Consider the following 11,333-nt stretch of genomic DNA (forward strand, 5'->3'; position numbering starts at 1 on the left):
CAAAGAGGGTACCCCGGACCTTCTTTCTTTTTAATCTCATGACAGTATACAGATCAATCTCGTGACACGCAAGCAGATCAGCCCGAAGTCAATCTAGGCAGTCAACAACAATATACTTTTCGATATTCGTGTCAAGGAAGGCCGCGTGAAATTTCTGTGAAATTTCGGGCACGCCATAGAAAGAAAAACAGACAAAGTAAAACCCCAGTACCAGGTCATCTTCACTAGTACTGGGGTTTTACTGATCATTCGGGCTTCTGTATCCCATCGGAGTACCCTCCCTTATTTTATTTAAATGCAGATCTCGAATCATTGAAGCATCGCCTATGACTTTCTACCATCTGCATCACACTGAGTTAAGAATCAATTTGATGAAGCATCGCCATCGCATCTCTTCTTTTGTTATCTTTATTCTACGAAATAAAAAATGCTTTGTCAACATATTTTTATATAAAAAACATTTTTATTCTTCTTGTGAAACCTGCCCAGATCATGGCTATATACAGCAAAAAATTTCGTATGACTTGTGTTCGCCAAAGGAAAATGACAAAATTAAAATAGACGAGGTAAACATCATCATCGGGCTTGCTTTCTGTCCCGGTGACGTTTTCATCTGGATATGAAGGAAACAGCCATGGCTACTTTGAAGAACATATGCACCCTTTTTTCAGAATTTAAATGAAGAGGATACGGAGACCGGTAGAAAATATCGCGTGGAAATCGCGATCGATGTCACCAGCGATTTCACGGAAGAAAGACGGCAGGATGCGGTGGTCAAAATGTACCAGGAGATGGAGATGCTGGCCAACCGGAGTATGAAGGCAGCCATCGCTGCGGAAACGCCGGACGAGAGTATCCATATCATCCTGGAGCATCTGGGAAAGTTCCTCAACGGTGAGCGGACCTACATCTTCGAGCGAAACGAAAGTGGCGGCGACGACAACACCTATGAGTGGTGCGCACCGGGCGTCACCCCGGAGAAGGACAATCTGCAGAACGTACCGCCGGAGGTCTGTGCCAACTGGTATCGTCACTTCGAGGACGGTAAGGCGATCGTGATCGGGGATCTGGAAGAAACGAAGGAAAGTGACCCGCTGCAGTACGAAAACCTGAAGCGCCAGGTCATCCATTCCCTCGTGGTGGTCCCGCTGTATGACGCCGGAAAGGTCATCGCCTTCTACGGCGTAGATAACCCGCCTCCGATGTTTTTAAAGTACTCCCACGATATGCTTCAGATCGAGGCCTCTTTCCTGATCTCCTGCCTACGTCGGAGAACCCTGCGTGCGAAACTGCTGGAGCTGAGCTTTCAGGACGCGCTCACCCGGCTCGGGAATCGCTTTGCGCTGACTGCCTATGTCAAGCGCCTGGATCCATCACAGAGCCTGGCTGTGGTATACTGAGACATCACCGGCCTGAAGCAGGTGAACGACACACAGGGCCACGAGGCAGGGGACGCCCTGATCCCCTTCACTCATGCAATTCCAGCGGCAGTCCATCCGGGTCATGAAAGAATGTCATCTTTTTTCCGGTATAATCGTCCACTCGGATCGGTTCGCATACAATCCCGACTTCCTCCAGCTCTTTCACCGTCTGTTCCACACTGTCCACACAGAACGCCAGATGCCGGAGCCCACAGGCTTCTGGTCGATTCACACGCTTCGGCGGATCTGCTTCTGCAAAAATCTCCAGCTCCGTATGTTCATCGATGCGCAGATCCAGCTTCCAGTCCTTCCGCTCCGGTCGATAGTTTTCTCTGACCACGGAAAAACCAAGTCTGTTCACATAGAACTCTTTGGCTGCTTCGTAATCTGATACGATAATTGCGACGTGATGTATTTTTGATAAGTTCATTTCCAAATATCTCCCATGTTCATTTCTTCCCGGGGGGGCCTGATCCCAATATCAGCTGCTCGACTTATGCGTACTGCAAGGTATGAATTTCCGCCAGTTCATCCCCTCCATCTAACTTTAATAATAGACCTTTTCTGTATCCTTATCAGCGAAACTAATTACCATGGCTCCGTTATACCCGTTACACCTGTACACGTCAAGAACCAGATCCGTAAGCGTATTTTGCGTATTTTGTAACTACTGAAAAAGCGACGAGACTGGTTCACTGAGAATCAATCTCTTCGCATTGTTTTTTCTTCCCTTGGCCTGGTCCTCAAATGCTTCGATTGGCATTTTTAAAATTAATTTGCATTTCCGGTTGGCATTTTCCAAATATTTTTCTTTTTTTCGGTTGGCATTTTCTAAATAACTTGAAATATACGATTGGCAAATTCTAAATATGATGATATTCTTAGATTGATGAAAGCAGCCGCAGTCATTGTGTAAGGAGGCATAGAAATTGTACATTAATAGAGAAATAGATCATATTCTTCTTGACTGGAAAATGTCCGATCGACACAAACCCCTGATTCTTCGCGGAGTCCGTCAGTGTGGAAAAACTTCTGCTGTACGAAATCTATCTCAGCAGTTTGGGGATTACATTGAATTGAATCTGGAGAAAGAACCGGATATAGGAAAAATATTTGAAGGCGAGCTGAATATGAACAAAATCATCAATCGCCTCGAATTACATTTTTCAAAGAGAATAAGCTCTGATACCTTGCTGTTTATCGACGAAATCCAGGAATGCCCTCGAGCCATTACCGCCCTTCGCTATTTTTACGAAGACAGGCCTGAATTGTATGTAATTGCTGCCGGTTCTCTGCTGGAATTTGTTCTGGATGGCAAAAAAAACGATACACCCGTTGACTTTCCGGTAGGTAGAGTCAGAAGCATATTCATGTATCCATTTTCTTTCACAGAATTTCTTCATGGCACTGGCAAGGAAATCTTAGCCGATTACCTGAAACATACCGACTTTTCCGAAACACCAAATGATGCTCATCAGGAACTTCTGGAAGAGTACAAAATATTTCTGACCGTTGGTGGCATGCCTGAAGCCGTAAGAGAGTATGCAGAAACCGGCAGTATTCAGGCCTGCCAGCAGATTCACAGAGATATCATCCTGAATTTCAAGGACGATTTTAATAAATACAGCAGGAATGTCTCTCCGGAAATCATACGAAAAGTATTTGATTATGCTACTCATCATGTATGCAGTCAGACGAAATCATCCTCTGCCATCACAGGCGTGAGTGCTTATTATTTTGATTTATGCATAGACCTGCTAAAAAAAGCAGGTCTGGTATTTCCTGTGAAGGCCTCTGCCTGCGACGCCATACCGCTCGGCGTATCTGAAAAGGAGACCAATAAAAAGCTGCTGCTGTTTGACTCAGGCGTTTATCTGACCGAATGTGGCCTTGATGCCGGAGGTATTCTTGGTGCCGAAATTTATGACGACATGAATAAAGGCGACGTCGTCGAGATGGAAACCGGCCTTGAATTCATCAAAACTGCAAGTCCCTATTCAGAGCCGGGGCTGTTTTACTGGTATAGAGGCGGTGCTAATGCAGAAATTGATTACGCCATCGTTCGAAGCGGTCAGATCATTCCAGTCGAAGTTAAATCATCCGGAAAAGGAAGCATGCAAAGCCTGCACAGTTTTTTAGATACGCATAAATCACCGTATGGAATCCGAATCTCACTGGAAAATTTCAGCGAATATGAAACTATACACGTCTTCCCGGTCTACGCCGTGAGCAGAATATAACCCAAGAGCCGGCCCCTACCATCTTACTTACTCAATCGAAAATGTCACCGATACCTCGGCTTCTACCTCTACCTGTCCCGGCATCAGCGAAGTTCCTGTATCCGCACTGTCCATCTCCATCACAGCCATTTGTTTCATATTATTTGATGCATATGCCACTGCCTGATCACTGCTGCTTAACTCCTGTACCTTCGTCATGGCAACGACCTTTTTCCCGCCAGCTTCAGCCATAAGGTCTGCCTTCTTTCGTGCAGCCGTGATCGCATTTTTAAGCGCTTCCGCATAAAGCTCGTCGAAGTTACTGCACTGATACTGCACAGAGTTGATGGAATTGATGCCAGCATTTACGGAATCGCTGATGATCGTCCCTGCTTCATCGATCGGCACAGAGGATACCACGATCTCGGTCGTCATTTCGTAACCCGTGATCTTTCTTCCATTATTCCAGTCATAGATCGGACTCAGTCCGACATTGCTGGTCTTGATGTCTTTTTCATCGATACCTTTTCCCTTTAAAAGAGATACTACAGCATCTACATCCTGTGCATTCGTTGTCTGACAGCTTTTCGCATCCTTCTCCTGTGTATACACGCTATACCTGATCTCCGCGATATCCGGTGTAGCCTTAACCTTTTCTTCACCTGATACAGTGATACCGGAATTTTCCGTAGACTGCACAGTGATCGTGGACGGAACGGTTGCAGACGAGCAGGCAGTCAGTGATGCGGATGCAAGAACACATGCCATAAGAGCGGCGGCATAAATATACTTTCTGTTTTTCATAGTCGAATCTCCTTCTTTTTTGATATTTGTTTCTATATCTAAAAAGACCGGTTATTCTTATATGTCGTCACAGAAATCTGAAGTTCTGAATGTACTTTTTCATTTCAGAAATCGGTTGGATGTTCCGTCCCCACCATCACCCGGCGGACTTCCTGCTCTGGAAACGTCGTCCGCGTGCTCGTTCCTCTATGCTTCCGGCAGGCCGCAGCGCAGCGCCAGAACGGCTTCCGCTCGGCTTTCCCATACCCGCGCACGACCATCCCACCACAAGCCGCGCAACGGATTCTGTTAAAAAAAGGATTCGTATTCTCCAGCTTCTTCAGCTGAAATTCCTCGCGGTACGCCAGCCGCCGCGCCCGTTCCTGCTGCACTGCTTCCCACTCCTCCCGCGAAACGATGCCCTCATGCGCATCCATCACGAAGTACTGATCCAGCGCCCCTTCGTTTCGCGCACATTCCCCGGTCAGAAAGCTCACCGTGTAGTATTTCTGAAGCAGCAGATCTCCCTGATATTTTTCATTCTGAAGCATTCGCCGCACCGTCGTCGAGGACCAGCGCGCCGTCCAGCAATGTTCATGTTCGTCGCGCTTCCGGTTCTCTTCATCTTCCTTGAATAATTTCTGGCAGCTTTCATTCCAGAATCCGCTATACGCCTGACTCTGGCCTCGATTGAATCCCGAAACGTATGCTTCTTTTCTGGCTTCATTTATCAGCTTTTTAATCTCACTGTCCTGCCCTCCCAGATAGACCTCATCTACAACATAGAAGGAATCCCCCTCGTTACTTTCTTCATCTATTTTGATTCTGTTCATCCCGTTACCTCCTCACCCTTGTTTGGAAAAAGAATTCTCATATAATCTCTTCCACTGTAAATCACTCGATCGATATATACTATATCATCTGATCTCAAGCGGTAAAAGGCAAGGTAATTCTTGAACGAAACATACCGGTATCCGCTGTTAAGTCCGTTTTCAAATTCCAGCTTTACGCCGGCTTCTGGAAAAGACATTAGAATATCGACCTTATCCATGATGCCCTCTACCGTATTCTGTGCTGCACTTGGATTACAGAGTTCCTTCTCGATATAATCCCATATGCCATCAAGATCCTTTAGCGCTCTCGGGGAATACTCAATTGTTCTCTGCATGTGCACGGGCCTTAAAGTGGTTTCTTACGTCATTCGAAGAAATCCATCCTTCTTCCTCTCCTGATCTTCTTCCCTCCGCCAGCTCACACATCAGACAAAGCTGAGCCCGCATCTGATCATATTTTTCTGCTTTTTCTCTCTGCTCCTCCTGCTCATCGATATTCATGACCGTATAGCAGCCACGTCCATTTTTGGTCAGATATAAAGGCTTTCCGACCTTAACAGTCTCAAGAACAGACGCATAATTTCTCAAATCAGAAATCGGTTTGATGTTCGGCATAATGAATCCTCCTTCCTCTCTATCTTCATTATACTTTCAAGCGTAACAAATTCAACGTCAAATTCAGCATCAAATTTGACGCGTTATCTTCGCCCATTCTATCTTCCCGGGGCCTGGCCCCAATGGCCCCCAATACACGAATGACATTCCGCTGGTACCAACAATTTTTTCACCATCTTTGGCCAGCCAGGACACAAAAGTCCCATCAGACATATGTCTGTCATAATAATCTCTCAGTGCAGGAACCAGATCCGGTAGCACCTTCCTCCTTGAGCTGATTTATTCTCATCTGGATGAGAGTATCAAGTTCCTTTTCTGTCAACTTTTTATACTGGATTTCCATGAAAACACCTCACAGTTCGCAAACCATAATGTATTCTTCGTCGTTCTCATCCACGGTCTTGAATCTGACCCATTACACGCTTAAATACCTTAAAATTTGTGTCATCTCGAGGGGAACAATATACGGCAAATTCAATGGTTTTAAATGCGTGCCGATAGTCCGTAATCACTTCTTTTGCAGCACGCGCTACCACCTCCGGCTTGTTCTGAAATGCTCCGCATCCAAAAGCCCCCAGAATTACCACTTCAGCTCTGTTCAGCACGGCAATATCCAGAATCCTGGTTAACCTCTTTTTATGGATTTCCAGGAGTTCCCGGTCACTGACTTTTGCCGCCCAATTGCCGTTATCCTTATTGAACCGATTGCTCGGTCTCTCCCGCAGGTTCGGCGCTGCGCAGGTGATAACATCAACATCATACCAGTCTTTCTCATTCATTAGTTTCGGGCAGCTCGTATCCGTCTTGAATACGGTCACATCCGGCGTATAGATGATATCCGCATTGTTGATCGGATTTTTTGCGTTCCGATGAGGGTAATAGAATCCATTCATCATTTCCGGCACGCTCAGGCAGAAATACAGCCCGGAGCATCTGCAAAGGCACTCTTCCTGTGCGCTGGATCCCCTTGTCACTCCGCCACCCGGATTGGTCGCAGACGCAAAGTTATGTACCGCCACTTTTGATTCATGATAACCGGATGCTGCCTCAAATGTCCGCTTTGTGGATACGACGATCTTCGATTCTTCTGTGAAACGTGACTTATCAGCGGAAACCAGCTCCATTCCTTCCAGAATCAGCTTCTGGTTTTTCACAGACCGTACAAGGGCATCCTTAATCCTTTCGTTTGTTTCACACAATCTTTTAGTGTCTTCGAAAATCTCCACATTTTCAAAACTACTCATACATTGCTTATTTCCTTCCTCTTACTTTCATGTGTTTTGCCGTCGGGCTTTCTTTGTTTCTCGTTTCTTCCCGGGGTCTGCCCTGATATTCTGCCTTAGATCTTCTGCACGTATCTGCACTTCGGGTAATTACTGCATCCCATAAACTTTCCATACCTGCCGTTCCGCTCGACCAGCTGCCCGCCGCGCCCTTCTTATCCACGAGTATTTCCGTGACGAACTTCGGCTTGATACCCAGGCCACCTGTCCTCGCCTGGTCGTCAGCATTCCTCCGATTCAGGTCCTTCATCCGACATTCATAGCGGATGCCGGCCGCGCTCAGCGCATCCTTCATCCGATTCAGTTCCTCCGCATCCGAAACCGCCGCCACGCACGTCTTAAAAAAGTGATCAAACATATCCCTTTACCTCACTGACGACCTATGCGTACTGTAAGGTGTGAATTTCCGCGAGTTCATCCGCCAACAGTATCTTCAAATTACGCATATCGATTTCATTCTGCATATCCAGAAAATATGCGTCCGACACACCAAACAGTTTCGCCAATCTAAGCGATGTATCTGCCGTAATCTTTCTTCTACCATGCAGAATGTCCTGTATTCTGGACACCGGCACCTTGATATCCTGCGCCAGCTTATATGCACTTAACCCCATCGGAATCATGAACTCCTCCTGGAGAATTTCTCCGATTGACGGAGTTTCGATACGATTATTCGTCATAGTTCATCCCCTCCATCTAACTTTAATAATAGGCCTTTTCTGTCTCCTTATCAGCGAAACCAATTACCATGTCTTCGTTATACCCGTTACGCATGTACACGTCAAGTGCTAGATCCGTAAGCATATTTTGTAACTACTAAAAAAGCGACGAGCCCGATTCATCACGAATCAAACTCATCGCTTCTTCTTATTCTATGTCACGTTTGATCATGCGAGGGACATCCGTCCTATCACGAAACACCCTCATTCAGCCAATCCCATACTGCTTCATCAGCTCGTCGCAATATGCCGGATCCTCCGCCGCACGCTTCGCATCCTCGATGCGATTCTCCGCAAGCAGACGTTTCATTAGATCCGCCATCTGGCTCTTTCCTTCTGCATTACCTTCAGCTTTGCCTTTCTCTATTCCTTTCTCTATTCCTCTGTTCTCAATCTTATCCAGAATCTCACACATATTTCGCAGTTCTCCCTTCTGAGCATCTGATGCTTCATTATAAACATCTTCAAACCGATGGTCGCTTGTCATGACACTAAGCAGCTGTAGCGTTTCCTGCACGTGCGCCAAATCCTGCAGGCTCGGCTCATAGTCTCCATTCTCCTGCTTCTGCACGAAATAGTCCGCCACAGCCCGGAAATCACTCTGAAATAAGTCTACCTCCTCCTTGTCCATAAACGCAATCTCAAATACATTCAATATACCCCGATTCTAGCATGGGAGTTCAGAATTGCATATCGTCGTCAAACAGACTATATTGAGCGGTTTACCTCCAGTGTTTTCAAGGGGTCCCGAGGTTTTCGCCTTCAAAAATTATTTTGGTTTCACAGCCCCTATTGGGCATCGCTCCATTTCACATCACGCGGACAATGCCTCCGTCTTCACATCATCACACTACCTCTATCAGCAGAAACTGATCCAGTATATTGCTAATTTAAAATCATTTGTTTTCATCTGCATTCATTTGTGCTATATTCAACTTCAGAAGGAGGTGTTTAATATGGCAAATACACTTATTCAATTTCGTGCTGACGAAACAGAAAGAATGGAAGCTGTCAGTATTCTCCAGCAGCTCGGACTGGACATGCCATCCTACCTCAGAATGTGTGTGTCGAGACTAGTGTCCGCAAAGGGTATTCCTTTCAGCATGACCATTAATCAGTCATCATCGAACAGAGGTATCGAAGCAATGAAACGTGCCAGCCGCATTGCGGAAGAGAATGGCATATCTGACATGTCAGTAGACGAAATTAATGCTGAAATCGCTGACGCCAGGAAGTGAGGTGTCCTATCGTGAAATACTATGCGGTAATCGACACCAATGTATTAGGTTTTGCTGTTCTTAAGTGGAATTCCGTTCCGGGAAATATCATTGACCTCGCTTTTAACGATGTCATCATTCCTCTCGTGAATTAGGAAATTCTAAACGAATACAAAACCGTCCTTCTCCGCCCCAAGTTTCATCTGACAGAACTGATCGTAACAGATATTCTTGATGAAATGAAAGCACGCGCCATCGATGTTTCAGAAGAACATCTTGACGTTGAACTCCCCGATCCGAAGGATCGCGTATTCTACGAAGTCACCATGAAGGCTCGTGAAAGCGAAGACGCACATCTGATCACTGGCAATATCAAACATTTTCCGACAAAGCCTTTTATTGTCACCCCAAGACAAATGCTGGATCTGATTCTGGAATCTTCGAACGAATAACCAGATTGTAGATATAGAAAAAGCGGCGAGACTGGTTCACCAAGGATCAAGCTCGTCGCTTTATTTCGTCATCTTCCCGGGGCCTGGTCCCAAGGCTTATCGAATCCTGCACCTCCAACCTATGGAATACCATTTTTACCTTATATCTTTGTCCACTTCCTGAATTTTGTGCTACCATATCTCATATTCACATGAGCATGCACTTCGCATATTACGAAGTCTCGCTTCACTCATGGCCTATGAAAAGAATAGAAATATGAACCGAAAGAAAGGCTTCTCGCTCGCAGAGCTTCTGATTGTAGTTGCCATTATCGGTGTACTCGTCGCGGTCTCTGTACCGGTTTTCACAGCACAGCGCCGTAAAGCCGTCGATGCTGTAAATAAGGCGAATATCCGTGCCGCAAAATCCATGGCACTGGCTGCATTTTATGATGACAAAACTGGATATGTCCTAAGCCCATCTACCGGCATCCAATGGGCTTACTTCCAATATACGGATGGCAGGCTGGTACCGATTACCGGTCAAGCACCCCATCAAGTCAATAACATGACCAAAACCGTTTGTGCCCAGGCCGCACAGCACAAACAGTGCGAGTGCATCTACATATACGTTTCCTTAAATGACCGTAAACCTATCCAGACCGCTCCGTACCTCGACCAGAACGGAAACATCCAAGACAACGACTCCGGCCAGTTCGGCTAACCCTGCTCACCCACCGCCAATGCCTCCGTCTTCACATCATCACGCATCCAAACAGCAAAAACTTCTTGTAGATAAAGCATAAGCGACGAGACTGATTCACTGCGAATCCATTCTCGTCGCTTCGTTTTATTCTATGTCATATTTGATCATATAAGGGAATCCGTCTTATCACGAATCAGTCTCTCTCAGCCAATCCCATACTGCTTCATCAGCTCGTCGCAATATGCCGGATCCTCCGCCGCACGCTTCGCATCCTCGATGCGATTCTCCGCAAGCAGACGTTTCATTAGATCCGCCATCTGGCTCTTTCCTTCTGCATTACCTTCAGCTTTGCCTTTCTCTATTCCTTTCTCTATTCCTCTGTTCTCAATCTTATCCAGAATCTCACACATATTTCGCATCTCTCCCTTCTGAGCATCTGATGCTTCATTACTCAATCTCCCCATCTTGAGCATCGAAAACCTGGTTTCTTCTCGATGTCTGGCCCCAATGCCCCAACATCCCTGCTGAAATGTTTTTGACACATCCATATAAGCGTGCTAAGATGTAAATGAAAAAGGTGCTACCGATAGACGGTTAGTCCCTAACTGATTTGATTAAAATAATCGCTCCAGTTTTCGAGGACCGGGGGCGATTATTTTTTTTGTGATTTATTGCCGATCGTATATCCGAGTTCAAAACAGGCCAAGCCGAAGCTTAACACTGCAATGAGACCTTCTATGGTCAACATAGGCATCCCTCCTTTACAAAAATTGTTACAGAGGGTCACAACCCTCTGACGAGGGACTAACCGCCTACCGTTCATGGTAGCACCTTCTGATACGATAACAGATAAAGAAGGTAAGCGCAATGCAGACTTTGCGTTCCCCAGGGGCCTAACCCCAGTGCCTTTCCAGGTACCGGCCCATAGAAAATACATAAGCGGCTCAGCCAGTGATATCTATCAGTCACTCCGCCGAGCTACTTACGATTGCTTAAAGCGAGTAGGAGGCGGTGACTAGCCGCCGTCCTCTCACACCACCGTGCGTACCGTTCGGTACACGGCGGTTTCAACAGTTGACGTGCATAGACTGATAAGCTGTGGCAAG

The 11,333-nt window shown here is 46.2% G+C and carries 14 protein-coding genes; 5 read left to right on the forward strand and 9 right to left on the reverse strand.

Annotated elements, in window-relative coordinates; translation table 11 throughout:
• Positions 1 to 713: 713 nt before the first annotated feature.
• Positions 714 to 1,400 carry a GAF domain-containing protein gene (locus ACTQ52_RS11835; protein ID WP_441982721.1) on the forward strand — a complete coding sequence of 229 codons (687 nt, stop codon included), beginning with the start codon at positions 714 to 716 and terminating at the stop codon, positions 1,398 to 1,400.
• A 67-nt stretch (positions 1,401 to 1,467) separates the two neighbouring features.
• Here ACTQ52_RS11835 and gloA2 read toward each other — a convergent pair whose 3' ends face one another.
• Positions 1,468 to 1,851, reverse strand: a complete 384-nt coding sequence (gene gloA2, locus ACTQ52_RS11840) for an SMU1112c/YaeR family gloxylase I-like metalloprotein (RefSeq protein ID WP_410044153.1) — start codon at positions 1,849 to 1,851, stop codon at positions 1,468 to 1,470.
• A gap of 499 nt (positions 1,852 to 2,350) precedes the next feature.
• Here gloA2 and ACTQ52_RS11845 point away from each other — a divergent pair, with 499 nt between their 5' ends.
• Positions 2,351 to 3,661: an ATP-binding protein gene (locus tag ACTQ52_RS11845; protein WP_441227270.1), complete on the forward strand. Its 1,311-nt coding sequence runs from the start codon at positions 2,351 to 2,353 to the stop codon at positions 3,659 to 3,661.
• Between the two features lie 27 nt (positions 3,662 to 3,688).
• Here the strand turns inward: ACTQ52_RS11845 and ACTQ52_RS11850 are convergent, their stop codons facing one another.
• From ACTQ52_RS11850 to ACTQ52_RS11885, 8 genes are all read right to left on the reverse strand, one after another.
• On the reverse strand, positions 3,689 to 4,444 hold the full coding sequence (locus tag ACTQ52_RS11850; RefSeq protein WP_441982722.1) for an SIMPL domain-containing protein: 756 nt from the start codon (positions 4,442 to 4,444) through the stop codon (positions 3,689 to 3,691).
• A gap of 104 nt (positions 4,445 to 4,548) precedes the next feature.
• The gene (locus tag ACTQ52_RS11855) at positions 4,549 to 5,256 is read right to left on the reverse strand and encodes a recombinase family protein (RefSeq protein WP_441982723.1); all 708 of its coding nucleotides are present in this window, start codon (positions 5,254 to 5,256) and stop codon (positions 4,549 to 4,551) included.
• Complete coding sequence (locus ACTQ52_RS11860) at positions 5,253 to 5,591, reverse strand: type II toxin-antitoxin system RelE/ParE family toxin (protein WP_441982724.1); 339 nt, start codon at positions 5,589 to 5,591, stop codon at positions 5,253 to 5,255. Before ACTQ52_RS11860 ends, ACTQ52_RS11855 begins: the two co-directional genes overlap by 4 nt.
• Entirely contained in the window at positions 5,575 to 5,871 is a 297-nt protein-coding gene (locus ACTQ52_RS11865) for a hypothetical protein (RefSeq protein WP_410044147.1), read from the reverse strand. Before ACTQ52_RS11865 ends, ACTQ52_RS11860 begins: the two co-directional genes overlap by 17 nt.
• A 389-nt stretch (positions 5,872 to 6,260) precedes the next feature.
• Positions 6,261 to 7,115 carry a TIGR02452 family protein gene (locus ACTQ52_RS11870; RefSeq protein WP_441982725.1) on the reverse strand — a complete coding sequence of 285 codons (855 nt, stop codon included), beginning with the start codon at positions 7,113 to 7,115 and terminating at the stop codon, positions 6,261 to 6,263.
• 7 nt (positions 7,116 to 7,122) lie between these two features.
• Positions 7,123 to 7,512, reverse strand: a complete 390-nt coding sequence (locus ACTQ52_RS11875) for a hypothetical protein (RefSeq protein WP_441227273.1) — start codon at positions 7,510 to 7,512, stop codon at positions 7,123 to 7,125.
• Between the two features lie 22 nt (positions 7,513 to 7,534).
• Positions 7,535 to 7,834, reverse strand: coding sequence for a HigA family addiction module antitoxin (locus tag ACTQ52_RS11880; protein WP_441227274.1), 300 nt, complete (start codon positions 7,832 to 7,834; stop codon positions 7,535 to 7,537).
• A gap of 247 nt (positions 7,835 to 8,081) precedes the next feature.
• The gene (locus tag ACTQ52_RS11885; RefSeq protein WP_441982726.1) at positions 8,082 to 8,504 is read right to left on the reverse strand and encodes a hypothetical protein; all 423 of its coding nucleotides are present in this window, start codon (positions 8,502 to 8,504) and stop codon (positions 8,082 to 8,084) included.
• A 325-nt stretch (positions 8,505 to 8,829) separates the two neighbouring features.
• Here ACTQ52_RS11885 and ACTQ52_RS11890 point away from each other — a divergent pair, with 325 nt between their 5' ends.
• The 3 genes from ACTQ52_RS11890 (at position 8,830) to ACTQ52_RS11900 (ending at position 10,245) form a co-directional block, all read left to right on the forward strand.
• Positions 8,830 to 9,111, forward strand: coding sequence for a type II toxin-antitoxin system RelB/DinJ family antitoxin (locus ACTQ52_RS11890; protein WP_441982727.1), 282 nt, complete (start codon positions 8,830 to 8,832; stop codon positions 9,109 to 9,111).
• A 218-nt stretch (positions 9,112 to 9,329) separates the two neighbouring features.
• On the forward strand, positions 9,330 to 9,542 hold the full coding sequence (locus tag ACTQ52_RS11895) for a hypothetical protein (RefSeq protein ID WP_441982728.1): 213 nt from the start codon (positions 9,330 to 9,332) through the stop codon (positions 9,540 to 9,542).
• A gap of 256 nt (positions 9,543 to 9,798) precedes the next feature.
• The gene (locus ACTQ52_RS11900; RefSeq protein WP_441982729.1) at positions 9,799 to 10,245 is read left to right on the forward strand and encodes a type II secretion system protein; all 447 of its coding nucleotides are present in this window, start codon (positions 9,799 to 9,801) and stop codon (positions 10,243 to 10,245) included.
• Positions 10,246 to 11,333: the final 1,088 nt, after the last annotated feature.

Origin of the sequence: Oribacterium sp. Sow4_G1_1, from assembly GCF_052116105.1 — a bacterium.
Taxonomy (GTDB): domain Bacteria; phylum Bacillota; class Clostridia; order Lachnospirales; family Lachnospiraceae; genus Oribacterium.